We start from the raw sequence: 25,520 nt of genomic DNA, 5'->3' as shown, positions 1-25,520 counted from the left end.
ACGAGTGCGGCCGGGAACGAGGTGCTGCCCGGAAAGGATTATCAACGATAGTCCACGGGTGTGACGTAGGTATGAGAGAGGTACTGGTGACAGGGGCGTTCGGCTGCGTCGGAACCGCGATAATCGACCACCTCGCGGACCAGTACTCGTTCACGTACCTGGACCGGCGGCCGGACCCCGACCACGACGCCCGAGTCGCGGACGTCGCCGACTTGGACGCTATCGCCCCTGCGTTCGAGGGGCAGGACGCAGTCGTCCACCTGGCCGGCGACCCCTCCACCGACGCCGACTGGGGGTCGGTCCTTCGGAACAACGTCGTCGGCACGTACAACTGCCTCGAGGCCGCTCGGCGGGCGGAGGTGGAGTCGTTCGTGTTCGCCTCCTCGAACCACGTCGTCGGGATGTACGAGGAGGAGTTCGCTCCCGCGATATACGACCCCGGCTTCGACCTGGTCCTCGACCACACCGTCCCGCCCAGGCCGGACTCGTTCTACGGCACCTCGAAACTGTTCGGCGAGGGGCTCGGACGACAGTACGTCGAGAACTTCGAGTTCCCGCGGCGGTTCTACGCGCTCCGTATCGCGAGCGTCCGCCCGCCGCGGTACGACCACCCGTACGGGGACGCAGAGCGCGGTGTCGACGCCGGGGCGTTCGACCCCGACAGCGACGCGTACGACCGGGCGGTCCGCCGTCTGCGCGCCACGTGGCACTCCCGGCGGGACCTCGCGCAACTGGTCGAGTGTTGTCTGGCGGACGACGAGGTCGCGTTCGATACCTTCTACGGGGTCAGTGACAACCGGTCCCGGTGGTTCGACCTCGAGCACGCCCGTGCCGTGCTCGGCTACCGACCCCGGGACCGGGCCGAGGACTGGTCCCGACCGCCGGAAGAGGAGACCCGGTCGCGATGAGCGCCACCGAACCGGGGGAGACGTCGTACGTGCCCTCCGACGTGTGCGTGTACGAGCAGTACTGGCTGCACGCCCGTCACGTCGAGAACCAGATGTGGTCCGACACCCGTATCTGGGCTCTCGTCCTCACCGGCCTCTTCACGGTAATCGGGTCGAACCTCCCCAGGACCGCGAAGGCGTCCGTCGCGCTCTTCGGCGTCGTACTCTCCGTACTCGGGTTCTTTCTCGTCTACTCGCTCCGGCTCCCGTTTCTCGCCTTCGCACTCTCGTCGGAGGCGTTCGCCATCAACGAACTCGACCTCCCGCGGAAGTACTGGCGCTTCTTCAGGAGCGGGTCGGACTCCGAGGCGGAGAAGACGCTCGACATGCCCCACGTCCTGCTGTTGGTTTACGGGTTCGTCTCGGTTCTCCTCCTCGTCGTCGCCAGCGGGCTGTACGGGGAGACGGCCGTCGGTGTGGGCGTCGGCGGGCTGCTCGGAGTCGTGCTCTTCGGTCTGTACTCGCGCGTCGTGAGTCCGAAGTTCGAGGCGGAGAAAGACGTGGGGCGCGCGAAGGTGGACTCCGAACGGTCGTAACCGCGTCCGCGGTGACGCTCGGCCCCGAAGCCAGGGGTGGGATTCGAACCCACGAAGTCTCGATTACAAGTCGAGTGCATGAACCACCCATGCTCCCCTGGCGCGAACAGCCCGGGCTACTCAGCCCTCCCTTGAGTCAGTATCGTTTTCGGAGCTCACCCGCTTCTCCAGTTCGACGCGGTGTGTGGCGTACCCGCGCGCCTCGTAGAACCGCCTCGCGTCGGCGTTTCGCGCGAGCACTTCGAGGCTCACCACGTCCACGCCGGACGCTTCGAGGTCGCGTTCGGCGGCGGCGAGGAGGTCGCTGCCGACCCCCCGCCCGCGGTGCTCGGCGGCGACGAAGATGTTGCGCACGACGCCGCGATTCACGTCCTGTCTGTACCCGTCGAGCTCCGGGCCGAACATGACGAACCCGGCGATCGGACCGGGGTCGTCGCCACTGTCGTCGCGTGCGTCCGCCGACTCACGCGCGACCAGTAGCCCGCCGGTGACGACGTGCTGGAGGACGGACTCCCGGATAGCCTCCCGGTTGGCGTCGGCGAGGAGGTGCGAGCCGTGCGCTCGCTGTCCCTCGGCGAGGTCGACCCACAGGTCGACGACGCGGTCGGCGTCGTCCGTCACGGCGGGAGAGACCTCCATCGTGTGTCCTCCTGCGCGCCCGGGTGGGTTATTGTTACCGATTGTTTCACTACGAAACGAGAAACCCTCCGCAGAGGCCTTCGAAAAGGCTTTTATGGCTCTGAGTGGGGAACTCTAACATGTGGTGCATTATCAATGGGGATAGCTGATAACTACTCCCGCGGTCGTCGACTGCTCGTCGAGCGTCCCGGGCAGGCGCTCGCCGCGGTCGTCGGCGTGCTCTTGGTACTGGCGCTGTTCGCCGACTTGGCCGCCAAGCTGGGCTCGGGGGCGCTCGGCGTCGGCGACGTGGTTCTCCTCGCGTGGCGCGGGGTCGTCAACGGGCTCGTCATCGGGCTCGCGGGCGTCGGCCTCTCGATGACGTACAGCATCCTGAACTTCGCGAACTTCGCACACGGCGACTACATCACGGGCGGCGCCTTCGTCGGCTGGGCCGTCGCGTGGCTCGTCGCCGGGCTCGGCGAGTACGACATCGGGAGCCTCCTCAGTCTCGGGCTGGGTGCCGACGTGTACGCCCCACAGCTGGGGACGAGCATCTTCGGGGCGCCGCTGGCACTGCTGTTGGGGCTCGTCGCGGCCGGCGTCGGTGCCATCGCCATCGCGCTGCTCATCGACAAGCTCGTCTACGAGCCGATGCGCGGCCAGGACGGCATCGCGCTGCTCATCGCCTCCATCGGCGTCGCGTTCATCCTCCGATACCTCATCGTCTTCGTGTGGGGCACGAGCGTCACCTCTGTGGCCGACGAGGCCGGCGGACTCAGACCAACCGTCGGCGGAGTCACGTTCAGCTTCGGCTACCACGAGCTGACGCTCGTCGTCTGTGCCGTGGTGCTGATGGTGGGCGTCCACGTCCTGCTCCAGCGCACCAAGCTCGGCAAGGCGATGCGCGCGATGTCCGACAACCAGGACCTCGCGCGGGTCACGGGCATCCCGACCGAGCGCGTCATCAAGTGGACGTGGATCATCGGCGCCGGTCTCGCCGGCGTCGCCGGCTACTTGCTCATCCTCGAGGCGGGCACCATCGCGTACAGTCGCGGGTGGATTCTCCTCCTGCTCATCTTCGCCGCCGTCATCCTCGGGGGCATCGGCTCGGTCTACGGCGCCATCTTCGGCGGGCTCGTCATCGGACTCGCCGACTCGATGTCCATCATCTGGATCCCGAGTGACTTCACCAAGGCCGCGGCGTTCGCCCTGATGATTCTCATCCTGCTGTTCAGACCGTCGGGACTGTTCGCCGGGAGGACGACCGCATGAGCGTCCGCGACTACCTCGACCGGCTCACTGGAACCGGTCGGGCCGACACCGACGCCGGCGCCCCGGGCGACGGCGCCGCCGGGACCGACCTCGGCATCGTCGTCGGGCTCATGCTCGCGGTGTACGTCGTCTTCGTCGCCATCGGGGTCGTACTCGGCTACGACACGAACGGCATCGTGAACGCGCTCTCGCAGGTGACGTTCCTCACCGCGGTGTACGCGCTGGTCGTGCTCGCGCTGAACCTCCACTGGGGGTACACCGGGCTGTTCAACATCGGCGTCGCCGGCTTCATGGCCGTCGGCACCTACACGATGGCGATGGCGACGGCCGCCCCGGACGCTCGCGTCCCGGGTCTCGGCCTCCCGATCTGGGCTGGGATAGCCCTCGGGATGGCCGCGGCGGCGGTCATCGGTCTCGTCGCCGCGCTCCCGGCGCTGCGCCTGCGCGCGGACTACCTCGCCATCGTCACCATCGCCCTGGCGGAGATCATTCGGCTCACGTACCTCTCCTCGGCGGTTCAGACGTTCACCGTGTTCGGGACGCAACTCGGCACCGGCGGGGGAAGCGGCATCGGCATCGAGGCCGACCCCGACACCGTCGTCGTGGAGTTCCTCGCCTCGGTGCCGGGGCTGAACGTCCTGTTCGACGCCTTCGGGAGCGTTCTCTCCGGCATGGGGGTCCAACAGAGCGTCATCAACAACTGGTACTACGCGTTCGTCCTGCTCGTCGTCGTCGTCGCGTACTACTGGCTCCTCCAGCGCATCGGTCACTCGCCGTTCGGCCGCGTGCTGAAGTCCATCCGGGAGGACGAGGACGTGGCCCGCGCGCTCGGAAAGAACACCCGGCTGTTCAAGATCAAATCGTTCATGGTCGGCTGCTCGCTGATGGGGCTGGCCGGCATCCTCTGGTTCGGGAGCTACGGGTTCATCAACCCGAACACGTTCCTCCCGCAGGTGACCTTCTTCGTCTGGATCGCGCTCATCATCGGCGGCGCCGGCTCGAACACCGGCGGCGTCGTCGGCGCCGCGATGTTCGCGGCCGTCCTCTTCGAACTCCCGCGCTACCTCGCCAGCATCGCCGGCGACACCGGGGGGCTCCCCTCCGCGCCGCCGACGTTCGCGCGGGCGGTCGGCGCGCTGTTCGACCTCGAACCGCTCGCCTTCGTCGCGTACGGCATCGACAACATCGGGCCGCTTCGGCTGGTCCTCGTCGGCGTCGTGCTCATCGTCCTGATGCAGCGTCGCCCCGAGGGGCTGTTGGGCCACCGCAAGGAGACCGCCGCCAGCATCGGGCTCTCGCGGCCGAACCGGAGCCGCGAGACGACGGACGCCACCGCCGCGACCGACGGGGGTGAGGAGCAGTGAGCTCCGACACCGCCGGGAGCGGGTCGGCCGCCGGCGACGAGCCGACCGCCGAATCGGACGCGTCCGGTGCCGACACCGACGCCGAAGCGCCCGCCTCCGCGACCGGCCGCGACGACGACGCCGGCGTGACGGCCACGGGCCGCGAGGCCGACGAGGTCGGCGCCCACATCGACGGGACGCCGGCGCTGGCCGTGAAGAACCTGCGCAAGACCTTCGGCGGCATCACCGCCGTCGACGGCACCTCCTTCGCCGTCGAGGCGGGGAAGATGACGGGTCTCATCGGCCCGAACGGCGCCGGGAAGTCGACGACGTTCAACCTCATCACGGGGTTCAACCGCCCGGACTCCGGGCAGGTGCTCCTGAACGGGGACGACATCACGGGGAAACAGCCCTACGAAATCGCCGACCGCGGGCTCGTCCGGACGTTCCAAATCGCCCGCGAGCTGGAGGAGATGACCGTCCTCGAGAACATGATGCTCGGCCCGCAACACCAGTCCGGGGAGTCCCTCTGGCGCGCGGTGACGCCCGGGGTCCGGTCGAGCGTCAAGCGTGACGAGGAGAAAGTCCTCGAACGCGTCTGGGAGATGCTCGACTTCTTCGACATCGCCCACCTCGCCGAGGAGTACGCCGGGAACCTCTCGGGCGGCCAGCGCAAGCTACTGGAACTCGCCCGGGCGCTGATGACCGACCCGGACATCCTGCTCCTGGACGAGCCGTTCGCGGGGGTCAACCCCTCCCTCGAGAACCGACTGCTCGAACACGTCCACGAACTGCGCGAGCAGGGGTACACGTTCCTGCTCGTCGAACACGACATCGACCTCATCATGGAGAACTGCTCGCGCGTGCTGGTGTTACACCAGGGCAAGCTACTGGCGGACGGCGAACCGGCCGAAATCAAGGCGGACGAACGCGTCATCGAGGCGTACCTCGGGGGTGAGGTCGAGTGAGCGAGAGCGAGACGGCCGCCGCGGACATCGAGGCCGAGGAGACCCGTGCGCGGGAGACCCTCCTCGAGGTGTCGAACCTCGACGCCGGCTACGGCGACCTCCAGATTCTCACCGACCTCGAGATGACGGTCGGGCGGGGTGAGTACGTCACCATCGTCGGCCCCAACGGCGCCGGGAAGTCGACGGCGATGAAGTCCGTCTTCGGGCTCACCTCCCACATGGGCGGCACCGTCACCTTCGACGGCACCGACATCACGCAGATGGTCCCCGAGGAGATAATCCACCACGGGCTCGGTTACGTCCCGCAGAACGACAACGTGTTCTCGTCGCTGACGGTGCGCGAGAACTTGGAGATGGGCGCGTACATCCTCGACGAAGTGCCCGAGGACGCCCTGCAGGCGGTGTTCGACCGCTTTCCCATCCTCGAACGCCGCCAGGAGCAGAAGGCCGGCACGATGTCCGGCGGCCAACAGCAGATGCTCGCGATGGGTCGGGCGCTGATGCTCGAGCCGAAACTCCTGTTGCTCGACGAGCCCTCTGCCGGGCTCGCACCCGACCTCGTCGCCGACATGTTCGACCGCATCGACGACATCAACGACGCCGGCACGGCGATTCTGATGGTCGAGCAGAACGCAAAGGAGGCACTGCGGCGCTGTGACCGGGGGTACGTGCTCGTCAACGGGAAGAACGGGTACGTCGGCAGCGGTCGGGACCTCCTCGACGACGAGGAGGTCCGCCAGCGGTTCCTCGGCGGCTGAGCGGCGCTCGACGCTCCGCTCCCGGTCTCCGTTCGTCGTCGACGTCTCAGCGCGAGCCACGCGGGCCGGCGTCGGTCGGCCGTCGAGCCCCGGCCGAGCCGCCGGTACGTCCGCTCTCGCTCGGTGGTCGCCACGGCTGGCGCTCGGGGGCGTTGCGGCCGAAAGAGTACCGTTCTGGAGCGACCCGAGCCGACTACTTCTCGAAGTCGATGGTCTCGGAGACCTCGATGCCGGACTCGGAGTCGGGGGCGAACTTCCACACGTCGTAGGAGACCGAAGCCATGTCGCCGGCGTCGTCGAAGTCGACGGGACTGGACGCGCCCTGGTACATGACCGGTTCGCCGTTCGCGGCCATCTGGACGCCCTCCGCGAGGTTCTCGACGGTGACCTCCGTCCCCTCGGGGTTGGCGACCTCCGGCATCATCTCGGCGACCTTCTCGCCGGAGTTCTCTCCGGCCATCGCGTTGGCGAGGACGAGAACGGCGGAGGCGTCGTAGGCGTGGGCGTTGAACACGCCGGGTTCGCGGCTGTACTCCTCCTGGTACAGCTGCGCGAACGCGTCGGCGGCTGGACCGACGGGCGCCGGCGCCGTGCCGGTGACGTTCTCCATCGGGTTGCCGACCTGCTTCTGCATCGCCGGGTCCTTCATCCCGTCCGTCAGAAGCACGTCGAAGTTGCTCGCGTCGAAGTCCGCGTAGAAGTCTTTGAATATCTGGATGCCGGACGCCGGGTAGCCGATGACGATGAGCAGGTCCGGCTCGTCGCCGAGCGCGCTCTGGAGCTTCGAGGTGTAGGAAGACTGCTCCTTCTCGAAGGAGACCTGGTTGTTGACGGAGCCGCCGGCCTCCTCGAAGGCGGAGACGAACGACTCGGAGAGCAGTTGCCCGTAGTCGTTGTTGACGTACATCGTCGCGGCCGTCGACGAGCCGAGGTTCTCGTTCGCGACCTGTGCCATCACCTGGCCCTGCAGGGCGTCGGAGGGAGCGGTCCGGAAGATGAACCCGTCGTCTTCGAGGTCCGTGACGCTCGGCGCCGTCGAGGACGGCGAACAGCCCACGACCCCGTTCGGGATGAACACCTGCTTGCTCACTTGGATGTTCACACCGGAGGAGGCCGGTCCGCAGATGCCGGGGACGCCGGCGTTGACGAGGCTGTTGGCGGCGCTGATACCCGCCTGCGGGGAGGTCTGGGTGTCCTCCTCCTGGTACTCGACCGAGAGGCCGCCCATGTCGGCGTTCTGGAGCTGTTTACCGACCAGCGTCGCCGCGTCGCGAATCGGCTTCCCCACCGAGGCGAGGTCGCCCGTGGTCGGGAGCAACACGCCGTAGCGAATCGGCTCGCTGCGGGAGGCGCTCCCGCCGGAGCCGCCGGAGTCGGAGCCGGTCGTGGTGCCGTCCCCGGAGCCGCCGGAGTCGGTACCGGTCGTCGTCTCCTCGCCGTCGGAGCCGTTGTCGCTGCCACCGCCACCGCCGCCGGTACAGCCGGCGAGTCCGACGATGCCTGCGGTCCCGACCCCTTTCACGAAGTCGCGTCGTTCGATATCACGAACCATACCCCACGGATTGTGGCACCTGCGTATAAAGGTACCCTATTTGTTACACGATAACGTGGGGAAAACCAGCAGGTGACGACGGTTACGTACACGTCGGGTCGTTACCCTCCAACGATGTGCGTTACGAACCGGCCCTGGTGACCGCCGGGTCGACAGAGCGGAGGTGGCGGCGTCGAAAACTCCCGTCTCCGTCGCGACCGTTTCAGACCTCGCGGCAGTCGGCACAGACCAACTGGCCGTTGCGGTTCGAGAGCTCTCGAGAGAGCGCGCCACAGACCTCACAGATGCTCTGGTTCGAGTAGTCCGAGTCGACGGGGGCCGACTCCTCGACGTCGAACCCGCCGTTGGTCTCGATGACGTCCGCTTCGGACATCGACTCCGGTCCTCGGGAGCTCGTCGCGGCCATCACGTCCCGTTCGGTCAGTACGCCGACGATGTCGTCGCCGTCGACGACGAGGAGGTGGGTGGCGGACTCGGAGAGCAGTCGGTCGACCGCCTCGTCGACGTCCGCACGAGCGTCGATCCGCGCCGCCGCCTCGTCCATCACCGAGCCGACGGTGACCGTCTCTCCCCGCTCGGGGCCGCCGTCGAGAAGCGCCTCGACCGCGTCGCGAGCGGTCATCTCCCCGACCGGTTCGCGACCGCGCACCACCACCACGAAGTCGACCTCCTCCTCGACGAGTAACTCCGCCGCGTCGACGACGGAGTCGGATTCGCTCACCCCCACGAACTCCCGGCCCATGAGGTCGTATACCGTGGTGTCTTCACGCATACCCGAGAGTTCGAACGACGACGGCTAAAGTCTACCTCCGGCAGGCTTAAGCGCCGAGGCGGGGTAATCCTACCTTCGGTGTGAGCGCTGCGACGGAGAGCCGAAGGACCGGTCGTGAGGGTGGTGCGAACCGGGCCGGGCTGGGCCTCCGGCCGAAACAGTAGGTTCAAACCCCGCGCTGTTCGTACTGAGAGCAATGAGTATCCCGTCGTTTGTCATCGGGATTGCCGGGGGGACGGGAGCCGGGAAGACCACCGTCGCCCGCCTCGTCACGGAGAACGTCGGCGAGTCGGTGACACGGATTCCGCTGGACAACTACTACGAGGACCTGAGCCACCTCGACATCGAGGAGCGCGAGGAGGTGAACTACGACCACCCCTCGGCGTTCGAATGGGAGCTGTTGCGCGAACACCTCCGCGAGCTACTAGAGGGTCGTGCCGTCGACATGCCCCAGTACGATTTCGAACTACACAACCGCAAGGACGAGACCGTCCGCGTCGAGCCGACCGACGTTATCGTCCTCGAAGGGATTCTGGCCCTGTACGACGAAGCGGTCAACGACATGCTCGACCTCCGGCTGTACGTCGAGACCGACGCCGACGTGCGCATCCTTCGGCGCATCCAGCGCGACGTCATCGACCGCGGGCGCGACCTCGAAGGGGTCATCGACCAGTACCTCTCGACGGTGAAACCGATGCACGAACAGTTCATCGAGCCCTCGAAGAAACACGCGGACCTCATCATCCCCGAGGGGGCCAACAGCGTCGCCGTCGAACTGCTGGAGGAGAAGATTCAGGCGGAGGCGAACGGCGGTGAGACGCGCACGTGGGAGCGTCTGGACGCCGAAGGCGACGCGAAAGACGTAAACGACGTGAAGGGAGTCGCCGGACCCGGTGGCCTCACCGACGACGAGAACTGAGACTCACCCCACTCGCTCCCACCCGACCGACCGACCGACCGACCGCTCAGCGGCTCTTTTTCGCGACGAACTCCTCGGCCCCTTCGTAGAACCAGTACCCCTTCTCGCGCATGTTGCGTCCGAGGGCCCTGTGGAGGTCCGGGAAGTCCTCGTACTCGTCCTGGTCGATGCCGTCGAAGACGTCGCGGACGGAGACGACCGTCTCGTAGTCGATGCGCACGGGGTCGTCGCCGTACTCCGCGACGAACTCCTCCCGGGAGAGCGGGAAGTCCTCGTCTTCGTCTATCTTCTTCGCAATCACGGCGTGTCCGTACTTCCGGCCGCCCTCGCTCCCCTCCTCGCCGTCGGGGTCGTGTGGCCAGTCGGCGCTCATACCGGAGCCTTGGCAGGACGGGACAAAGCCGTTACGCTCTCCACCGTTCGCGACCGGGAGACCGCGACCGGGGAACGACGCTCACGACGCCGAGTCGCCCACCGTCGGGACCGAACCGATAAACCCCTCGGGCGACCAGTGTGAGCCATGTCGAACCCGGACCGCCGCTCGGCCGTCCTCGACACCGTCCGCGACGTGCTCGTCAGCCCGGAGTACGTCGGCGAGAACCGGTGTGCACCCTGCACCGTCGTCAACGCCGCCGTCGTCGCGCTCGCGGTCGGTCTCCTCGCGCCGCTGTGGGCATCGCTCGCGGCGCTGGTCGCCGTCGGCGGCGCGCTCGCAATCGGGCTTCGCGGGTACGTCGTCCCCTACACCCCCGCGTTCGCGCCACGACTCGTCGCCGCGCTCCCGGTCGACGCGGCCGCCCTCGGCTTCGAGCACGAAGGGGCCGACCCGGACGCGGCGGCCGTCGCTCGGGAGTCCGACAGCCTCACCGCCGGCGACGGTGATGGTGGCGCCGGCGCCTCCGACGCGGCCGCTTCCGACCCCGAAGCCGTCAGCGGCGCCCTCGTCGAGGCGGGCGTGCTCGCCGTCGACGGTCCCGACCTCTCCCCGAGTGACGCGTTCTACGACGCGTGGGAGGCCGAAATGGCCGACCTCCGGGACGCCTCGGACGACGAACTCGCCGCCGCCGTCGCCGACGCGGCGGCGTTCGACGCTCCCGCTCGGGTCGAGGACGGCGGCGTCCTGCTCGACGGCGGCACCTCCGAGCGCTTCGCGTGGCTCTCTCGGCCCGTCGCAATCGCCGAGACGGCCGCCGTGCGGGCCCTCGCGGAGTACGACCTCCCGGACGGGATTCGGACCGCCGCGGCCCGGCCGCTCCGGCTGTTCACGCCCGTCTGCCCCGTCTGTGCGGGCCGACTCGCCGAGACCGTCGCCGCCGACTGCTGTGGCGGGACGTCGGGAATCTACGACACGCCGGGACAGGAACTGCTCGCCTGCGAAGCGTGTGACGCCGTCGTCTACGAGTTCTGAACGGCCGACTCCGTGAGGAGAACTCGTCCCGTCCCCAAAACACTGCTCGCCTCCCCGTACCCATGCCCCCCGCAGACCCCATCGACCCCACCGATCCTACCGACCCTACCGACCCCGCCGACCGCTTCGCCAGCACCGAGTCCCACTACGCGGCGCATCGGCCGGCGTACGGCGACCAGGCCCTCGATTACCTCCGGGACCGCTTCGCCCTCGACGACGACGCCCGCGTCCTCGACCTCGGCTGTGGCACCGGCCAGCTCTCGATTCCCCTCGCCCCGTCCGTCGGGCAGGTCGTCGGCGTCGATCCGAACGAAGCCATGCTGGAGGAAGCCCGCCGGGGGGCCGAGGCCGCCGGCGTCGACAACGCCGAGTGGGTCGTCGGCTCCGACGCCGACCTCGGCACGATGCGCGACGACCTCGCACCGCTCCGACTCACGACGATGGGTCGGTCGTTCCACTGGATGGACCAGGGGCGAACCCTCGACCACCTCCACGGAGCGACCGAACCCGGCGGCGGCGTCGCGCTGGTCACCGACGGCGAGTGGCTCACGAAGGGCCGCGAGTCGTGGCAGGAGGAGGTGTACGCCGTCGCTGCCGACTACCTCGACGACCTGCCGGAGCGCGTGGACCCCGACTCGGTCGAGTACGACGACCCGTGGGACGCGAAGCTCGAAGCGTTCGGCTTCGACGACACCGAGACGCGCGTCTTCGCGGTCGACCGCGAGTGGAGCGTCGACGGCGTCGTCGGCTACGTGTTCTCGCTCTCCTTCGCGTCGCCGGCGACGTTCGGCGGCCGGAAGGAGGCGTTCGAGGTCGACCTTCGGGAACGACTGACGGCTCTCGGCGGGGGGCCGTTCACACAGCGCGCCCGGGTCGAAGTGATTTCGGGGAAAACGTCCGCCTGAGTTGGCGCGCCGTTCATCGGCGCTCCGGCGGTCGGGGCGGCTCTACCTCCACGCCAGTGATAGGCGAGCCGACGAGCGGCTCGCCGTTCATCGGCGCTCCGGCGGCTCTACCTCCACGACGGTAAGTTGCGCGGCAGCGCGAGAGCAAGCTCTCGCTGGCCCCCGCTCGCTACACTCGCGGGAACGACGAACGCCGCGCGTTCACTGTCGTTCCGGCACTTCGTCCCGCCCGAGGAGGATGTCCTGGCCCTCGATGTCCTCGAGCGCGGCGACTAGGCCGCCGACGCTGTACTCGTCGCCCTCTTCGGTCTCGACGACCATCGAGGCGACCTCCTCGCTCTCCTCGAAGTCTATCGAGACGACCATCCCCTGGACGGTGATGTCGTTGCCGGTCTCGACGTGTCGGCCCTCGACGGTGGCGTAGAACTCCCCGCCGAGTTCGCGGATGTCCTTGACGGCGCGACGGATGGAGGAGTACCGACGCGGGAACGGCTGGTCGGTCTGGTTCGAGACGAGCGGCTCGGCGGTGGTCCACAGCACGGTGCCGAAGAACCCGGAGACGAGGAACCCGAGCGCGGAGCGGTTGAAGATGACGCCGTAGCGGTCGCGGTCGTCGCGCAGGGCGTCCTGCGTGGCGTAGACGGAGTACTCCCCGTCGGCGACGGCGACGACGGGCGTCGTGATGCCGCGGCGGGCGCGGACGTGAGTCGCGACCGTGAGATAGTCGAACTCCTCCGGGTCGGGGGCACGACTGGCGGGCGTCACGAGCAGGTCGACGCTCACCCCTCGGTCGACGGCGGCTTCGAGGTCCTCGTAGAACCGTCGGAGCAGGTCCGGCGTCAGCGAGAGCACGAGTTCGAACTCCGCGTTCTCGACGACCTCTTCGACGTACCGGAGGATGGTCGAGCGCGACTTCACGAGCGAGACGGCCTCGGTGTCGCGTGCGGGTGCGGTGTAACGTGCACCGAGCTCGTCGACCAGGTTCGTCAGCGAGTCCTGGATGTTGCCGAAGGCGTCGTCGGGGTCGACGGCGACGATCTTCATCGGGCGGGACTCCCGAAGCTCGACCAGTCCGCGGTCCGAGAGGCTTCGGACGGTGTCGTACACGCGTGGCTGGGGGATGTCCGTCGAGTCGGCGATTTCGCTCGCGGTGAGCTCGCCGTGTTCGAGCACCGCGAGGTACGCCTCGATTTCGTACTCGCCGAGGTTGAACCGCTCCCCGACGCGTTCCATCGTCACGCGGAGGTCGTCTGCCATACGGGCACCACCGACCTCCGCACGTAAGTGGTTTACTGACTTCCGAGTAGCACGTACTTTCGGAAGCCGGTTGTATCAGAAACGTCCTCGCAGGTTCGTCCCGTCTGACCGTCGACGGGGCGACGGCGCGGCTACTGTCACATGTACATCCGGTCGCCCGGCTCCTCGGTCTCGCGATCCTCCAGTCGGCTGGCCAGCTCTCGGTAGTACTGGCTCACCTCCGAGGCGAACGACGCCAGCGGCTCGGTGTCCACCCCGAGGTCGTACACCGACTCCACCGCGTCGACGAGCCGGACCGCCGCCTCGACGTCCGGGGCCTGCCGGTGAACCGGCGTGAGGTACACACAGACACCCAGCGGCGAGGAGAGCCCCCGTTCCATCAGCGCCCCGCGGGTGCCGTCGAGGAACCCGGCGCCCATCGCTTCGATGTCGGTGTCGCCCAACCGGCGCTCGCGGTAGTCGTCGCTGGCGACGTAGTAGGCCCGGTGGCCCTCGGGGCCGTGGGCGACCGGGATGCCGGCGAGCACGGCCACCTCCTCGACGCCGCTCCCCTCGGTCCAGTCGAGGACGGCCTCGCTGAACGGGCCGGCGACCCCCGGCGGGACGTACAGCTCGCCGACGAGGACGGTCACGTCGAGGTCGTCGCGCGAGTAGAGCCGCGTGGGATGTCGCGGCTTGCCGTCCGCGAACGGGGTTATCGAGGGGAGTCCCGCCGCGGTGATGTGGCCGGTCTCCTCCAGGTCGAGGTGGTCGACGAGGAAGTCGACCGCGGTGAGTCCGGCGAGGCCGAACTCCGAGAACCCGGCGAGGAGCGTCCCGCCGGGTGTCGAGTCGTGTGAGACGGTGAAGTCGGGAAGCCGCCGGTCTCCGAAGAGCATGGACCGTGGTACTCGCGCCCCGTGCTTAGCCGTTGCCCGGCGTCGAGGGCAGTGCCCTCCAGCCCCATCCGACGCGGTTCGGGACGTCCGGCCCGGACGGGGACGAGCGGTGGCGACCAGTAGCGACAACGTTTTTTCACGCGGGCCGGAGGGGCGAACGTGACACTCGGTTCGGCGCTCGGCGGGGTCGCGCAGGCCGGACAGGCGTCGGACCCGGTACGGGCGTTCCTCCGCCAGTACCTCGCGAGGGAGTTCGTCCCCTTCGTCCAGGTCGCCCTCGGGGTCCTGACGCTCCTCGCGTTCTACTACCTCTCGACGTACCTCGTCAGACTGCTGGGCCGACCAATCGCTCGGCGATTCCAGCGACAGAGCGTCGCTCAGACGGTGCTGCGCGGGATTCGACTCGGAACGCTCGTTCTCGGGTCGGTCGCCACCGGCGCCATTCTCGGCCTCGGCTTCCCCGACATCGTCCTCTCCGTGACGGTGTTCTCCGCCGTCCTGGGTCTCGTGCTCGCGCCCATCATCGGGAGCCTCATCGGCGGGCTGTTCGTCCTCGCGGACCAGCCCTACGAGGTGGGCGACATGGTCGAACTCGACTCCGGCCAGCGAGGGTTCGTCGAGGACATCACGCTTCGGTACACGAAACTCATCACCCTCGACAACACGTTCCTCGTCATCCCGAACTCCGACATCCGCGAACGGGACGTCATCAACTACTCTGCGGAGGACACTAGGACCCGACTCCGACTCAGCATCCTCGTCACCTACGAGTCGGACATCCCACAGGCCCGCGACGTGATAGAGTCCGCCGCCGGCGGCGTGGACGACGTGGTCGAAGGAGGGCCGGACATTCGTATCGGTGCGGCCCGCTACCCGGCGAAGCCCACCTGCTACATCGACGAGTACGGCGACCACGGCGTCCTCCTCACCCTTCGGTACTGGGCGAAGACCCCCTACAAGCTGCTGACGGTCCGCTCGAAGGTCCAGACGCGACTCTGGGGCCGACTCCACGAACCCGACGTCGACGTGGAGATACCCTACCCGCACCAGCACCTCGTCTTCGACGAGACCAGCGGCGAGGCGGCCGTCGCGGTCAGGGACGGGGAGCGGCGGGCGGCGGAGCCGACGGCGGACGAACCGCCGTCGGCGAGCCGGGTGGACGGTGACGGAAACGGGGTCGGCGACGGCCGAGACCCCGACCACGGCGATGGAACTGGTCTCGACGGCGCCGAGGGTGCCGGGGACGACCGCTGAGCGCCGAAGGTCCCACCCACGGCTGGCGGGCAGTCCGGGGGTGAACCGGCCGAGAACCGCCGCTTCCACCGGTCTTCCGGTACGTTTAATAGTCGGACGGGACGCGTTGAACCCATGAGCGGCCGACCTCTCGACGTGCTCGAGGCATCTCTCGACGAACCGGTGACCGTCTCCCTGAAGGACGGCACCGCCTTCTTCGGGGTGCTCGCCGGGTACGACCAGCACATGAACGTGGTGCTGGAAGACGCTGCGGACGCCCCGACCCTCGACGACGCCCTGGGCGACCTGGACGTCGAGTCGGTCGAAGACACAACGATTATCCGTGGCGACAACGTCGTCGCAATCAAAGCATGACGGGCGCCGGAACACCCACCCAGGGCAAGAAGAACAAGAAGGTCCACGTGAAGTGTCGTCGCTGCGGCGAGAAGTCCTACCACAAGAAGAAGAAGGTCTGCTCCTCCTGTGGCTTCGGCAAGTCGGCGAAGCGTCGGAGCTACGAGTGGCAGTCGAAGAAGGGCGAGTAACACCCCGGCTTTCTCTCTCGTTCTCCACCCCGTCGAGCGGCGGTGCTCCCATCTGGTAGTCGCGGCGACGCTCGTCGCGGACCGCGCCCTTTTTCTTTTAGGTCTGCCTAATCCGGCTCGATGGACGGAGCCACGCGACGCGGCCGCGAGTTCGACGCGGAGGAAATCGTGCGGGAGGAGCGCTCACGGCCCGATGTCTCGGTCTGTGAGAGCTGTCCCGACCGGTCGGTGTTCCTCGAGTCGGGCAACACCGACGGTTGGATATCGAGCGACCTGACCGTTCCCCTCCGCCGGTAGTGCGCTGTTAACACGGCCCGCTAGCGAGGGTCAACGAGTCACGGCACCGGCGACCGGGGTCGCGGGTCGACGACGGGCCGGTCGAGAGACCGAGCGCTCTCGGTCGACGGGGACCCGACCGCTCACTCGACGAGCGTGTCGCTCTCGAGGTAGTGGTCGATGACGTGGGCGTGTTCTTCGACCTCGATGAGTTGTTCGCGGAGCATGTGGGCCGTCGCGTGGTCGCCGAGCCCCTGCGCGAGTTCGATGTGTTCGCGGTAGCTCTCGATGATGTCGCCGTACATCTCGAGGTCGTTCGTCAGGGAGGTGCGGATGTCGTACACGTCCTCGTCCTCGGGTTCGACGGTCGCGACCTCGGCGAGGACCCTCATGCTCGCGTTAGGGACGCCGCCCATGGCCTGCACGCGCTCGGCGATTTCGTCGGCCGCGTGCTCGATCTCCTCGTAGGCCTCCTGCAGGAAGCGGTGGATGTCGAGGTGCTCGGCGCCGGCGACGTTCCAGTGGTGCTTGTGGAGCTGGTGGTAGAGGGTGTAGGCGTCGGCGAGGTCGACGTTGAGCGCGGCGATTATCTGCTCGGTCTTCTCCTGGTCGAGACGCAGGGGGTTCGTTCCGACCGAGCCGGCTTCCGCTCTGACGTGCTTCTGAGTGCTCATCTCGACGCCCAGTACGTCGGCTCGAGAGATAACCGTTCTTCGACGTGCTGTGACCTATCTCGGCGGCTGTCCGTTGACTGAGCGAGCCGTCGTTCGACTCCCTCTATGTATGCACGAACGCGAATATTTCTCCGCTCCGAACTGGAGATACGAGCACGATGACGGGGGTTTTTATGCTTCCCCACCCGACGATTGCCCATGTCTGATGGGCGGGTCCGACCCACCGGGATGACCGAGAAGTGCGGCGTCGTCGGCGTCTCCCTCGCCGACCGGGCCGCCGCACGGCCGCTCTACTACTCCCTGTACGCGCTCCAACACCGCGGCCAGGAGTCAGCGGGCATCGTCACCCACGACGGGTTCCAGCAGCACAGCCGCGTCGAGATGGGGCTCGTCGGCGACGTGTTCGACGAGGGCGACCTCGACTCCCTCAACGGGAGCGCCGGCATCGGTCACGTCCGCTACCCGACGGCCGGCGGCGTCAACAACTGCTGTGCTCAGCCCTTCGCCGTCTCGTTCAAGTCCGGGTCGCTCGGTCTCGCGCACAATGGGAACCTCGTCAACGCCGACGAACTGCGCGACGAACTCGAAGGGATGGGCCACGCGTTCACCTCCGAGGGCGACACCGAGGTCATCGCCCACGACCTCGCCCGGAACCTGCTGGAGGAGGACCTCGTTCGCGCCGTCAAACGCACGATGGGGCGCATCCACGGCTCCTACGCCCTCACCGTGATGCACGACGACGTGGTGCTCGGCGTTCGCGACCCCGAGGGGAACCGCCCGCTCTGCATCGGGGAGGTGGAGGACGGCTACGTCCTCGCCAGCGAGTCCGCCGCCATCGACACGCTCGACGGCGACCTCGTCCGCGACGTGAAGCCCGGTGAACTCGTCGTGTTGGAGAAGGGAGGCACCGGGTTCGACACCTATCAGCTCGTGGAGCGCGACCACACCGCCCACTGCTTCTTCGAGCACGTCTACTTCGCCCGCCCCGACTCCGTCATCGACGACACGCTCGTCTACGAGGCCCGGCGCGACCTCGGGCGGGCTCTGTGGGAGGAGAGCGGCGTCGAGACCGACGTAGTGATGCCCGTCCCCGACTCCGGACGGGCGTTCGCCTCGGGGTACGCCGAGGCCGCGAACGAGGACGCGACCACCGACGACGACCTCGTCGAGTTCGCGGAGGGGCTGATGAAGAACCGCTACGTCGGTCGGACGTTCATCATGCCGACGCAGGACGAACGCGAGCGCGCCGTCCGCCTCAAGCTCAACCCCATCCGCTCGACCGTCGAGGGGAAGTCGGTGACGCTCATCGACGACAGCATCGTCCGCGGCACCACCTCGACACAGCTCGTCGACCTGCTGAAGGACGCCGGCGCGGAGGCGGTCCACATGCGCATCGGCGCGCCGCCCATCGTCGCCCCCTGCTACATGGGCATCGACATGGCGAGCCGCGAGGAGCTCATCGCCGCCGGCGGGGAGACGGAGGACGTGCGCGAAGCCATCGGCGCCGACAGCCTCTCCTATCTCTCCATCGACGCCGTCGCCGACGCGCTCTCCTCGACCCGTGACGACCTCTGTCTCGGCTGTGTGACCGGGGAGTACCCCTACGACATCGACGGCGAACCGTCGGACCGCGACGTGACGCGACCGGACGTGGGGACCGAGGCGGCACCTGCGGACGATTAGTCCGAAGCGACCGTAGCCGGGACGCGGTCCGTCGCGTCCCGACACCGTCACCGTGGTGTGACCGAGCGGCCGGACTCAACAGCAGAACATGAAGGGGTAGACGAGTGCGACGCGGTCCCCGTCGCGCAGTTCGGTGTCGAACCCGTCGAGGTTCTCGTTGAATCGGCCGTTGACCAGGATACGTGCGTACGGTCGGGACTGTTCGCCCGCGGGGTTCTTCCGCCACGTCCCTGGCGGGTCACGGTCGAGTTTGACCCATCCCCGGGGCGTCGCTTCCGCTTCCCCCTCGGCGAGGAGCATGCCGCGCAGGTCGTACTCCGCGAAGAACGCGTCGAGGAACGCCCGCAGCGTGGACCCCGAGAACGTGAACTCGAACCGGGAACGGCCGAGTGCCGTCCGGACGTGACCGGTCGCGTGGACCTCGACCGTCGTGTCGGGTCCGCTGTCCTCCTCCGCGTCGTCTCCGGGAACGGTCGTCGGTTCGGTTCGTATCGTCATGGATACGGCTACGCTCCGGGGCGACAAGGGAGCCGCGACGATTGTCGAATGTCGGGAATCCGTAGCAGGGCCGGAGACCGACGACCGGGAGGGTCAGTACACCACGTACAACAGGAGGTACACCACCTCGCCCAGCACGAACGAGACGAGCCACAGCGCCGCCGCCACGCGGCCGACCCGCCGGTGGTTCGACGCCCGGATGGCCGCGACCGGTCGGGTCAGTCCGAGGAGAGCCACGTAGTAGAGGAGCGGGATGCAGACGACCGCGAGCAGGATGTGGACTCCCAGCACCGGGAGGTAGACGAACCGGTAGACGGCCTCCGGACCGGGAAACGCCGCGGTCCCCGTCAGCGCGACCTTGTAGAGGTAGCAGACGAGAAAGACCGCGAAGAGGCCGAAGGAAGCCAGCATGAGCGTCCGGTGGCGTTCGACCCGACCGGCCCGAATCGCCCGGACGCCGGCGACGATGGTGCCGATGGCGAGGGCGCTGACGACCGCGTTGACGTGCGGGATGGCGTCGAGGACGGCGGGAGGAGCCCGCGGGACGCGGTCGACCGGGATAGCGCCGAGGACGGCGCCGAACACGAGTGCGAGCGAGACGACGCTGAGGAGAGCGGTGAGCGCCGGGACGTGCCGGCGCGCTCGCAGTTCCATGGCTGTCGAAAGGAAGCGAGCGGACGAAAACGGTTCGGTCGGGGAGAGCCGTGCGGGTACGAACTGTGTCGATGCGGGGGTGCGGGACGAAAATGCGTTCGTGAGGGCGGGCGCCGGTTACAGAATGATCGCGACGATCGCGAGCACCACGAACAGGAGCACGAAGATTCGGGCGATCTCCATCGAGATACCCGCGACGCCGCGGAAGCCGACGAAGGCCGCGACGAGCGCGAGGACGAAGAAGACCAGCGCGTAGTAGAGGAACTCGCCGCTGAACTGGAGGGGAGCCAGTAGACCCACGAAGGAGTCGAGGTTGAAGGTGTTGCTCATGTGTATCACCGAGGTCCCCAGCGCCGGCGCACCCGCGGCTCGCGTGAGCGAGGGCCTGGTAGAACTCGACCGTATATTCGCCGGCCGAGAGAATAATCCTTGCTCAGACTCCCGTGACCGTCCGGGATTCCGGCCGACCGACGGGCGGCCTCGTGACGGGGGTGAGAGACCCCGACAGGGACGGGACGAAAGGGAAGGGATTTTAATGGAGCGTCGGGAACGTGGTAGTGCGGAAAGACACACGGCGCGTGGGTAGCCAAGCCAGGCCAACGGCGCAGCGTTGAGGGCGCTGTCCTGTAGAGGTCCGCCGGTTCAAATCCGGTCCCACGCACTGTCACCATACAGTGCGGTGACGTCCGCTACACGGACATCACCCGCGCACAATCCTACCGAACTCGCTTCGAAGAGCGGCTGCTCGGCCCGTAGTGTGTATCAGCTCTAACGCTCCGGAGCCACGCCGCTCGTCGGCTTTTGCGCCTGTCGGCCGCTCGCCGCCACGACGTACGCCGGAAGCCCCCACCACCGGACCTATCGCGACTGCAGACGGTGGTTACCGGAACGGTATTCCGAGCGTACATCAGATAGTCGACACATAACAATTACCCCTGCTCCGCGCTCCCCAGCCGTGAACGACACGGAAGCCACGAACGCGGGGCCGAATCCGGGCGACCCGACCCCTCCGTCTTCGCCCGAAGAGGGGAGGCGGCCCGACGCGTCGATCGACTCGCTGTCGACTATCTACGAACGCGACCTCCCTGACCCCGTCGCGGGTCTGGTGCGGGAGTACGACGAGGTGGTCGGCATTCGCGACTCCTTCGTCTGGAAGTGGTACTACACCATCGCCCCCGAGTACCGACTGTCCTGCGTCGCGCCCGAACGCGAGCGAGCGGTCCGGCAGGACAAACTCATCGCCGTCCTGTTCACCACGCTGCTCGACGACTTCGCCGAACGCGAGGGCCACGACGACACCTTCGCGACGGCGAAGCGCATCCCGTTCGCCGCCGAGCAAGTCGACCCGGACGCCGTCGCCGGCGACACCGAGCACGTTCGGTTCACGGCCGCGGTCTGGGACGCTCTGATCGACCGGCTCGCGGACGCGCCTCGACACGAGGAGTTTGCGGACGTCCTCCGGTTCGACCTCGGACAGACGGTGACCAGCATGGAGTACGCGGAGTTGGCGAGCGCGAAGCCGGCGCTCGCCAACCCGACGGAGTCGATGCGCTACGGCGCACAGAACATGATGATGTTCGTCACCCTCGCAATCGACCTGATGAACTCGCCCGGCTTCGACACGGACGACCTCGGCACGCTCCGAGCGGTCACCCAGGAGGTCCAGAAGCTCGCCCGCATCGGGAACTGGGTCAGCACCTGGGAGCGCGAACTGGACGAGGGGGACGTGGCCGCCGGCGTGTTCGCCCACGCGCTCGACCGTGGCGTCGTCACCCACGAGGAGCTCGCGGCGTTGGAAGCTGACACCGGGTCGGCCGCGCTCAGGGCCGCCGTCCGCGGCCGCATCGACGAGGCGGGCACGGAGACCCGACTCCTGGCGGAGTGGTGGGAGCGCTACGACGCGCTCCGGGCCCGCGAGTTCGACGTCGAGTCGGTCGACCTCGACGCCTACGTCGCCGGAATGGAGCCGATTCTGGGGTACCACCTCGCGAGTCGGGGACACAAGTAGTCGAGCGGGGTGTCGATACGAACCGTCGGCTCCGCCGCCCTGCAGTCGGGCGTCCGGGCGGAGGACGACCCGACCAGGCCAGTGGACTCATGCGCCCGACGGACGACCGCACAGAGGTATGAGTTCGCGGAAGCGGCCGCCGCTCGAACAGCAGGTCGACCGGCTCCGCGCCATCGAGTCGCTCGGTGACCTCTCGGAGCGACAGCGGAAGGTACTGAAGTTCGGGACCGGTCTCGTGGCGCTCCTCCTGGTGTACACCTTCATCTATCAGGTCGGTATGGCCCGCCTCGAGGGGAGGCCCCGGTCGTTCCCTCACTCGCTCCAAATTATCGTCCAGACGATGACCACGACCGGGTTCGGCGGGGACGCACCGTGGGAGACGGCGCCGATGAACCTGCTCATGACGTGGTATCAGATCACCGGCGTCGTGATCGGCTTCGTGACGCTCCGCATCCTCATCATCCCGCTGTTCGAACGCGCCCCCGTCGTCCTCGACGAGCGCCTGACCACCAAGCGCGGTCACGTGGTCGTCTGCGAGTACGGGCGCGGCAAGGACGTCCTCCTCGACGAACTGGAGGCGTCCGACGCCGAGTACGTCCTCGTCGACTCCGACGAGGAGGAGGCCATCGCGCTCTCGAACCGGGACTACCAGGCCATCGACGGCGACCCGACCGAGACGGCGACGCTCGAACGCGCCTCCGTCGGCGACGCCGCGTTCGTCGTCACCGACGCGCACGACCGAAACGCGAGCGTCACGCTAACCGCCCGCCAGCTGAACGACGACGCCCGAGCGGTCTGTCTGACCGAGACCGAGACCAGACGCGAGGCCCTCGAGCGGGTCGGCGCGGACCGGGTGGTGTGCCCCCCGCGGCTCGTCGGGGAGCGGTTGGCCGAGAAGGCGGCGTTCGCCGTCGGCCAGTCGGACGAGTCGGCCGAACTCGGCGGCGACGTCGTGGTTCGCGAACTGCCCGTCCGTCGCGGCGGCCCGCTCGACGGGACGAGAGTCGGCGACACCCCGGTCGCCGCCGACCCCGACCTCTCCGTGGTCGCCGCCTGGGTGGACGGCGACCTCCACCTCCCTCCGCGCCCCGACGAGCGACTCCCGTCGAACGGGACGCTGGTGGTCATCGGCCCCGAGTCGGCGTTCGAGTCCCTCTACGACGCGCTCGGTGGAACCACTCGACCGGCCGTCCCCGAACGCGTCGTCGTGGTGGGGCTCGGCGAAGCGGGACGGGCGGCCGTGGACGCGCTCCCCGACCGGGTGGCGGTAACGACGGTCGACGTCCGGGACGACGCCGGGGCGGACATCGTCGGCGACGCGACCGAGCGGTCGACGCTGGTGGACGCCGGGCTGGGGAGTGACGAGTCGACGGCGCTTCTCGTCGCGGTGAACGACGACGACACGACGCTGTTGACGGTCGCCATGGCCCGCGCGATGGACGACGACACCGAGGTACTCGCCCGGGTGGCCGACGCGGAGAACGTCCGGAAGGCGTTCGACGCGGGTGCGGACTACGCCCTCTCGGAGCAGTCGACGACGGCGCGGACGCTCGCGGCCGAGATTCACGGCGACCCCGACCTCCACCCGGTCGGCGAGGTCCGATTCGTCCGACTCGACGGCGACTCGTTCGCCGGGCGGGCCCTCGGGGAGGTGACCCGCGACTGGGAGGCGGGAGTGGCGGCCGTCGGCGTCCGGCGCGACGGAGCGTTGCTCGTCGACGACGGCGTACAGGTCGACGCCGACGACGAGGTCGTGCTCGTCGGGACCGACGAGCGGCTCCGCGGGCTCGGCAGCGACGTCGTCACCGAGTGACGACCGCGAGACTGCAGCGTGTGATGGGCCACCGAGGTGACGTACCACGGAGTGCGACGTGTCACCGAACATCGCACGCTGTCGAGTGCCGCGTCGCTCACCCTCCACGCGCGTACGCCTCGAACTCCCGGCCGAACAACGCGAAGAAGCCGACGCCGGCGAGGCCGACGACCGTCGCGACGGTGAAGGCGGTCTCGGGGCTCCCGGCGTACAGCCACCCGCCGAGCGCCGCACTCGGGATGACGACCGTGTTTCGGACGAGGTAGTACGTCCCCGTCACGCGGCCGCCGGCGTCGGCCTCGGCCGGGCCGACGATGAGCGCCTTGTGTGCCGGGAGGCCGGCGAAACGGAGCCCGGAGAAGGCAAAGAGCGCCACCAGCGCCCACTGGCTGGCCGGCGCGTTGATGAGCGCGACCGGGAAGACGGCGTAGACGAGGAAGCCGAGGCCGACCACCGGTTTCAGCCCCGTCCACTCCGCGAGTTTCGAGACGGGGACCTTGGTGAGGATGGCGACGACCATCTCGACGCCGAGCAGGACGCCGAAGAACGCGTCCGGACGCAGGCTGACGCCGAACCCCTGGAAGCCGACGCCGTTGCCGCCGAGGAAGTCGGTGACGACGATGACGAAAAAGACGTACACCATCCCGTTGCCGAAGCGAATCAGGGTGTCCGCGACCAGAAGGGGACGGAGCGTCGCCGGCATCGACCGGAGGTCGGCGACGACGCCGCCCAGGCCGTCGAAGGACTTCCCGAAGGAGTCCTCGCTCGCGTCGTAGAGGACGTGTTGGGCGACGGTCGCCCCCGCCCCGAACAACAGCGCGACGACGAGAACGGCTTGGAAGCCGCCGACGAACGTGGCGGTGGTCGCGAGCAGCGCGGCCGCGATGAGCGGCCCGACGAGGAAGCCGATGCGGCGGAATATCTCGGTGCTCGCAAAACCCAACGCCAGCCGACTCGGCGGGACGCTCTGCTTGACGATGGCGAACGTCGCCCCCAGTCCGAACGACTTCCACGCCTGCGTGAGAAAGAGGCCGACGAAAATCCAGACCCACGCCGGAATCGCGACCCCACCGACGACGAGCGTGCCGAGTTCAGGTGCGAGGAGCCAGACGCCGAAGCCGAGCGTGGTGACGACGGCGAAGCCGGTCAGCGCGTAGCGCGAGCCGACGCGGTCCGAGAGCGCGCCGCCGGGGTAGGGGTAGACGGCGCCGATGAGGTTCCCGACGCTCCCGTACAGGCCGATGACGCCCGCGCCGGCGCCGAGGACGCGCAGGTACTCCGGTACGTACCGGCTGGTCATCTGGAACGCGAGGCTGAACGCGAACATCGCGACCGACAGCACGAGCACGTCGCGGCGCAGGGAGACGAACTGTCGGAACGAGCCGAAGGTGTCGACCCCGTCGTCGGCGGTGGCGTCGCTGCCCGACATCCGAGTCCGGTCAGTCGGTCCGCTCGTCGGTGGTCGTGGCCGTCGCCGTCTCGGCCAGCAGTTCGTCGAACAGCGCCGAAACGCGCGCCTCGATGGTGTCGCGAATCTCTCGTACCTCCTGCGGGTCCCGACCATCGGGGTCGTCGAGGTCCCAGTCGCGGTTCTCGCCGCTCCACGAGGCCGGACAGACCGACTCGGCCGAACAGCCCATCGTGACGACGTAGTCCACCGACTGGAGTTCCTCGAACGTGACCTCGCGGGGTGTCCGGTCGGCGAGGTCGAAACCCACCTCCTCCATGACCCCGACGACCTCCTCGTGGACGTGGTCGGCGGGCTGTGTCCCGCCGGTGACGACCTCGATTTGCTCCTCGACGCCTCGCTCCCGGCGCTCCCGCTCGGCGAACGCCGTCGCCATCTGGCTCCGACCGGCGTTCTGCACACAGACGAACGCGACTCTCATACACCCAGTCGCGGATTCCCGGCGGTTAGCTCTTGTCCTCGTACAGTACCGTTGGGACAATAGCTCTCGGGAGCGTGGAGAAGCGCCCCGACCGTCCCGCCTCGTAGGTCC

28 protein-coding genes and 2 tRNA genes are annotated in these 25,520 nt (G+C 68.2%); 17 read left to right on the top strand and 13 right to left on the bottom strand.

Annotation, left to right across the window (positions count from 1 at the left end):
- Positions 1 to 71 precede the first annotated feature (71 nt).
- The gene (locus N5095_RS10545; protein ID WP_267622770.1) at positions 72 to 908 is read left to right on the top strand and encodes an NAD-dependent epimerase/dehydratase family protein; all 837 of its coding nucleotides are present in this window, start codon (positions 72 to 74) and stop codon (positions 906 to 908) included.
- Positions 905 to 1,483 carry a hypothetical protein gene (locus N5095_RS10540; RefSeq protein ID WP_267622769.1) on the top strand — a complete coding sequence of 193 codons (579 nt, stop codon included), beginning with the start codon at positions 905 to 907 and terminating at the stop codon, positions 1,481 to 1,483. The genes N5095_RS10545 and N5095_RS10540 overlap by 4 nt, the downstream gene beginning before the upstream one ends.
- A 28-nt stretch (positions 1,484 to 1,511) precedes the next feature.
- Here N5095_RS10540 and N5095_RS10535 read toward each other — a convergent pair.
- Positions 1,512 to 1,585: transfer RNA gene (locus N5095_RS10535), tRNA-Thr, on the bottom strand.
- Positions 1,586 to 1,603: 18 nt separating this feature from the next.
- Complete coding sequence (locus N5095_RS10530) at positions 1,604 to 2,122, bottom strand: GNAT family N-acetyltransferase (RefSeq protein ID WP_267622768.1); 519 nt, start codon at positions 2,120 to 2,122, stop codon at positions 1,604 to 1,606.
- A 135-nt stretch (positions 2,123 to 2,257) separates the two neighbouring features.
- Between N5095_RS10530 and N5095_RS10525 the strand changes: the two genes are divergently transcribed.
- From N5095_RS10525 to N5095_RS10510, 4 genes are all read left to right on the top strand, one after another.
- Positions 2,258 to 3,376 (top strand): branched-chain amino acid ABC transporter permease, encoded by a 1,119-nt coding sequence (locus N5095_RS10525; RefSeq protein ID WP_267622766.1) that lies wholly within the window; start codon positions 2,258 to 2,260, stop codon positions 3,374 to 3,376.
- A complete protein-coding gene (locus N5095_RS10520) occupies positions 3,373 to 4,740 on the top strand; it encodes a branched-chain amino acid ABC transporter permease (RefSeq protein WP_267622765.1) in 1,368 nt (455 codons plus the stop codon). Before N5095_RS10525 ends, N5095_RS10520 begins: the two co-directional genes overlap by 4 nt.
- A gap of 167 nt (positions 4,741 to 4,907) precedes the next feature.
- Positions 4,908 to 5,687, top strand: coding sequence for an ABC transporter ATP-binding protein (locus N5095_RS10515; protein WP_390203061.1), 780 nt, complete (start codon positions 4,908 to 4,910; stop codon positions 5,685 to 5,687).
- A gap of 26 nt (positions 5,688 to 5,713) precedes the next feature.
- On the top strand, positions 5,714 to 6,445 hold the full coding sequence (locus N5095_RS10510; protein WP_390203059.1) for an ABC transporter ATP-binding protein: 732 nt from the start codon (positions 5,714 to 5,716) through the stop codon (positions 6,443 to 6,445).
- A gap of 193 nt (positions 6,446 to 6,638) precedes the next feature.
- Here N5095_RS10510 and N5095_RS10505 read toward each other — a convergent pair whose 3' ends face one another.
- Together N5095_RS10505 and N5095_RS10500 are read right to left on the bottom strand one after the other, a co-directional pair.
- The gene (locus N5095_RS10505; protein WP_267622761.1) at positions 6,639 to 7,997 is read right to left on the bottom strand and encodes an ABC transporter substrate-binding protein; all 1,359 of its coding nucleotides are present in this window, start codon (positions 7,995 to 7,997) and stop codon (positions 6,639 to 6,641) included.
- A 202-nt stretch (positions 7,998 to 8,199) separates the two neighbouring features.
- Entirely contained in the window at positions 8,200 to 8,769 is a 570-nt protein-coding gene (locus N5095_RS10500) for a CBS domain-containing protein (RefSeq protein ID WP_267622760.1), read from the bottom strand.
- A gap of 196 nt (positions 8,770 to 8,965) precedes the next feature.
- Here N5095_RS10500 and udk point away from each other — a divergent pair, with 196 nt between their 5' ends.
- Positions 8,966 to 9,688 (top strand): uridine kinase, encoded by a 723-nt coding sequence (udk, locus tag N5095_RS10495; RefSeq protein ID WP_267622759.1) that lies wholly within the window; start codon positions 8,966 to 8,968, stop codon positions 9,686 to 9,688.
- Positions 9,689 to 9,734: 46 nt separating this feature from the next.
- On the opposite strand, the gene N5095_RS10490 is transcribed toward udk, so the two are convergent.
- The gene (locus N5095_RS10490; protein ID WP_267622758.1) at positions 9,735 to 10,061 is read right to left on the bottom strand and encodes a DUF5785 family protein; all 327 of its coding nucleotides are present in this window, start codon (positions 10,059 to 10,061) and stop codon (positions 9,735 to 9,737) included.
- A gap of 147 nt (positions 10,062 to 10,208) precedes the next feature.
- On the opposite strand from N5095_RS10490, the gene N5095_RS10485 reads away from it, so the two are divergent.
- Both N5095_RS10485 and N5095_RS10480 read left to right on the top strand, forming a co-directional pair.
- The gene (locus N5095_RS10485) at positions 10,209 to 11,096 is read left to right on the top strand and encodes a DUF8054 domain-containing protein (RefSeq protein WP_267622757.1); all 888 of its coding nucleotides are present in this window, start codon (positions 10,209 to 10,211) and stop codon (positions 11,094 to 11,096) included.
- A gap of 62 nt (positions 11,097 to 11,158) precedes the next feature.
- A complete protein-coding gene (locus tag N5095_RS10480; RefSeq protein ID WP_267622755.1) occupies positions 11,159 to 12,001 on the top strand; it encodes a class I SAM-dependent methyltransferase in 843 nt (280 codons plus the stop codon).
- Positions 12,002 to 12,202: 201 nt separating this feature from the next.
- Here the strand turns inward: N5095_RS10480 and trmB are convergent, their stop codons facing one another.
- Positions 12,203 to 13,258, bottom strand: coding sequence for an HTH-type sugar sensing transcriptional regulator TrmB (trmB, locus tag N5095_RS10475; RefSeq protein WP_267622753.1), 1,056 nt, complete (start codon positions 13,256 to 13,258; stop codon positions 12,203 to 12,205).
- Between the two features lie 137 nt (positions 13,259 to 13,395).
- Positions 13,396 to 14,136: a proteasome assembly chaperone family protein gene (locus N5095_RS10470; protein ID WP_267622752.1), complete on the bottom strand. Its 741-nt coding sequence runs from the start codon at positions 14,134 to 14,136 to the stop codon at positions 13,396 to 13,398.
- A gap of 159 nt (positions 14,137 to 14,295) precedes the next feature.
- Here N5095_RS10470 and N5095_RS10465 point away from each other — a divergent pair, with 159 nt between their 5' ends.
- The 4 genes from N5095_RS10465 (at position 14,296) to N5095_RS10450 (ending at position 16,211) form a co-directional block, all read left to right on the top strand.
- Positions 14,296 to 15,390 (top strand): mechanosensitive ion channel family protein, encoded by a 1,095-nt coding sequence (locus N5095_RS10465; RefSeq protein WP_267622751.1) that lies wholly within the window; start codon positions 14,296 to 14,298, stop codon positions 15,388 to 15,390.
- Positions 15,391 to 15,504: 114 nt separating this feature from the next.
- Positions 15,505 to 15,744, top strand: a complete 240-nt coding sequence (locus N5095_RS10460; protein WP_267622749.1) for an LSM domain-containing protein — start codon at positions 15,505 to 15,507, stop codon at positions 15,742 to 15,744.
- The gene (locus tag N5095_RS10455; RefSeq protein ID WP_267622748.1) at positions 15,741 to 15,914 is read left to right on the top strand and encodes a 50S ribosomal protein L37e; all 174 of its coding nucleotides are present in this window, start codon (positions 15,741 to 15,743) and stop codon (positions 15,912 to 15,914) included. The genes N5095_RS10460 and N5095_RS10455 overlap by 4 nt, the downstream gene beginning before the upstream one ends.
- A gap of 120 nt (positions 15,915 to 16,034) precedes the next feature.
- Positions 16,035 to 16,211 carry a hypothetical protein gene (locus N5095_RS10450; protein ID WP_267622747.1) on the top strand — a complete coding sequence of 59 codons (177 nt, stop codon included), beginning with the start codon at positions 16,035 to 16,037 and terminating at the stop codon, positions 16,209 to 16,211.
- Between the two features lie 122 nt (positions 16,212 to 16,333).
- On the opposite strand, the gene dpsA is transcribed toward N5095_RS10450, so the two are convergent.
- Positions 16,334 to 16,864: a DNA starvation/stationary phase protection protein DpsA gene (gene dpsA, locus N5095_RS10445; RefSeq protein ID WP_267622746.1), complete on the bottom strand. Its 531-nt coding sequence runs from the start codon at positions 16,862 to 16,864 to the stop codon at positions 16,334 to 16,336.
- Between the two features lie 228 nt (positions 16,865 to 17,092).
- Here dpsA and purF point away from each other — a divergent pair, with 228 nt between their 5' ends.
- Positions 17,093 to 18,547 carry an amidophosphoribosyltransferase gene (purF, locus tag N5095_RS10440; protein WP_390203057.1) on the top strand — a complete coding sequence of 485 codons (1,455 nt, stop codon included), beginning with the start codon at positions 17,093 to 17,095 and terminating at the stop codon, positions 18,545 to 18,547.
- A gap of 75 nt (positions 18,548 to 18,622) precedes the next feature.
- On the opposite strand, the gene N5095_RS10435 is transcribed toward purF, so the two are convergent.
- From N5095_RS10435 to N5095_RS10425, 3 genes are all read right to left on the bottom strand, one after another.
- Positions 18,623 to 19,045 (bottom strand): MoaD/ThiS family protein, encoded by a 423-nt coding sequence (locus N5095_RS10435; RefSeq protein WP_267622744.1) that lies wholly within the window; start codon positions 19,043 to 19,045, stop codon positions 18,623 to 18,625.
- A gap of 93 nt (positions 19,046 to 19,138) precedes the next feature.
- Positions 19,139 to 19,699: a DUF420 domain-containing protein gene (locus N5095_RS10430; protein ID WP_267622743.1), complete on the bottom strand. Its 561-nt coding sequence runs from the start codon at positions 19,697 to 19,699 to the stop codon at positions 19,139 to 19,141.
- Positions 19,700 to 19,816: 117 nt separating this feature from the next.
- Complete coding sequence (locus N5095_RS10425; RefSeq protein WP_267622742.1) at positions 19,817 to 20,029, bottom strand: DUF1328 domain-containing protein; 213 nt, start codon at positions 20,027 to 20,029, stop codon at positions 19,817 to 19,819.
- A gap of 246 nt (positions 20,030 to 20,275) precedes the next feature.
- On the opposite strand from N5095_RS10425, the gene N5095_RS10420 reads away from it, so the two are divergent.
- The 3 genes from N5095_RS10420 (at position 20,276) to N5095_RS10410 (ending at position 23,520) form a co-directional block, all read left to right on the top strand.
- A tRNA-Leu gene (locus tag N5095_RS10420) sits at positions 20,276 to 20,360 on the top strand.
- Positions 20,361 to 20,654: 294 nt separating this feature from the next.
- Positions 20,655 to 21,707: a hypothetical protein gene (locus N5095_RS10415; RefSeq protein ID WP_267622741.1), complete on the top strand. Its 1,053-nt coding sequence runs from the start codon at positions 20,655 to 20,657 to the stop codon at positions 21,705 to 21,707.
- A 118-nt stretch (positions 21,708 to 21,825) separates the two neighbouring features.
- Positions 21,826 to 23,520, top strand: coding sequence for a potassium channel family protein (locus N5095_RS10410; protein ID WP_267622740.1), 1,695 nt, complete (start codon positions 21,826 to 21,828; stop codon positions 23,518 to 23,520).
- Between the two features lie 97 nt (positions 23,521 to 23,617).
- Here N5095_RS10410 and N5095_RS10405 read toward each other — a convergent pair whose 3' ends face one another.
- Both N5095_RS10405 and N5095_RS10400 read right to left on the bottom strand, forming a co-directional pair.
- Positions 23,618 to 24,949, bottom strand: a complete 1,332-nt coding sequence (locus N5095_RS10405) for an MFS transporter (protein WP_267622739.1) — start codon at positions 24,947 to 24,949, stop codon at positions 23,618 to 23,620.
- Positions 24,950 to 24,959: 10 nt separating this feature from the next.
- Positions 24,960 to 25,409: an arsenate-mycothiol transferase ArsC gene (locus tag N5095_RS10400; RefSeq protein ID WP_267622738.1), complete on the bottom strand. Its 450-nt coding sequence runs from the start codon at positions 25,407 to 25,409 to the stop codon at positions 24,960 to 24,962.
- Positions 25,410 to 25,520 lie beyond the last annotated feature (111 nt).

The sequence above is a fragment of the Halobium salinum genome, assembly GCF_026586625.1.
GTDB classification, from domain to species: Archaea; Halobacteriota; Halobacteria; order Halobacteriales; family Haloferacaceae; genus Halobium; species Halobium salinum.
The sequence above is the reverse complement of the archived record's forward strand: the minus strand, read 5'-3'. Positions and strand labels throughout refer to the sequence as shown.

What these genes read in the sequence shown, in the direction of transcription:
- N5095_RS10545 (WP_267622770.1), top strand. Translation starts at nt 72, where the DNA reads ATGAGAGAGGTACTGGTGACAGGGGCGTTCGGCTGCGTCGGAACCGCG.
- N5095_RS10540 (WP_267622769.1), top strand. Translation starts at nt 905, where the DNA reads ATGAGCGCCACCGAACCGGGGGAGACGTCGTACGTGCCCTCCGACGTG.
- N5095_RS10530 (WP_267622768.1), bottom strand. Translation starts at nt 2,122, where the DNA reads ATGGAGGTCTCTCCCGCCGTGACGGACGACGCCGACCGCGTCGTCGAC.
- N5095_RS10525 (WP_267622766.1), top strand. Translation starts at nt 2,258, where the DNA reads ATGGGGATAGCTGATAACTACTCCCGCGGTCGTCGACTGCTCGTCGAG.
- N5095_RS10520 (WP_267622765.1), top strand. Translation starts at nt 3,373, where the DNA reads ATGAGCGTCCGCGACTACCTCGACCGGCTCACTGGAACCGGTCGGGCC.
- N5095_RS10505 (WP_267622761.1), bottom strand. Translation starts at nt 7,997, where the DNA reads ATGGTTCGTGATATCGAACGACGCGACTTCGTGAAAGGGGTCGGGACC.
- N5095_RS10500 (WP_267622760.1), bottom strand. Translation starts at nt 8,769, where the DNA reads ATGCGTGAAGACACCACGGTATACGACCTCATGGGCCGGGAGTTCGTG.
- udk (WP_267622759.1), top strand. Translation starts at nt 8,966, where the DNA reads ATGAGTATCCCGTCGTTTGTCATCGGGATTGCCGGGGGGACGGGAGCC.
- N5095_RS10490 (WP_267622758.1), bottom strand. Translation starts at nt 10,061, where the DNA reads ATGAGCGCCGACTGGCCACACGACCCCGACGGCGAGGAGGGGAGCGAG.
- N5095_RS10485 (WP_267622757.1), top strand. Translation starts at nt 10,209, where the DNA reads ATGTCGAACCCGGACCGCCGCTCGGCCGTCCTCGACACCGTCCGCGAC.
- N5095_RS10480 (WP_267622755.1), top strand. Translation starts at nt 11,159, where the DNA reads ATGCCCCCCGCAGACCCCATCGACCCCACCGATCCTACCGACCCTACC.
- trmB (WP_267622753.1), bottom strand. Translation starts at nt 13,258, where the DNA reads ATGGCAGACGACCTCCGCGTGACGATGGAACGCGTCGGGGAGCGGTTC.
- N5095_RS10470 (WP_267622752.1), bottom strand. Translation starts at nt 14,136, where the DNA reads ATGCTCTTCGGAGACCGGCGGCTTCCCGACTTCACCGTCTCACACGAC.
- N5095_RS10460 (WP_267622749.1), top strand. Translation starts at nt 15,505, where the DNA reads ATGAGCGGCCGACCTCTCGACGTGCTCGAGGCATCTCTCGACGAACCG.
- N5095_RS10455 (WP_267622748.1), top strand. Translation starts at nt 15,741, where the DNA reads ATGACGGGCGCCGGAACACCCACCCAGGGCAAGAAGAACAAGAAGGTC.
- N5095_RS10450 (WP_267622747.1), top strand. Translation starts at nt 16,035, where the DNA reads ATGGACGGAGCCACGCGACGCGGCCGCGAGTTCGACGCGGAGGAAATC.
- dpsA (WP_267622746.1), bottom strand. Translation starts at nt 16,864, where the DNA reads ATGAGCACTCAGAAGCACGTCAGAGCGGAAGCCGGCTCGGTCGGAACG.
- purF (WP_390203057.1), top strand. Translation starts at nt 17,093, where the DNA reads ATGACCGAGAAGTGCGGCGTCGTCGGCGTCTCCCTCGCCGACCGGGCC.
- N5095_RS10435 (WP_267622744.1), bottom strand. Translation starts at nt 19,045, where the DNA reads ATGACGATACGAACCGAACCGACGACCGTTCCCGGAGACGACGCGGAG.
- N5095_RS10430 (WP_267622743.1), bottom strand. Translation starts at nt 19,699, where the DNA reads ATGGAACTGCGAGCGCGCCGGCACGTCCCGGCGCTCACCGCTCTCCTC.
- N5095_RS10425 (WP_267622742.1), bottom strand. Translation starts at nt 20,029, where the DNA reads ATGAGCAACACCTTCAACCTCGACTCCTTCGTGGGTCTACTGGCTCCC.
- N5095_RS10410 (WP_267622740.1), top strand. Translation starts at nt 21,826, where the DNA reads ATGAGTTCGCGGAAGCGGCCGCCGCTCGAACAGCAGGTCGACCGGCTC.
- N5095_RS10405 (WP_267622739.1), bottom strand. Translation starts at nt 24,949, where the DNA reads ATGTCGGGCAGCGACGCCACCGCCGACGACGGGGTCGACACCTTCGGC.
- N5095_RS10400 (WP_267622738.1), bottom strand. Translation starts at nt 25,409, where the DNA reads ATGAGAGTCGCGTTCGTCTGTGTGCAGAACGCCGGTCGGAGCCAGATG.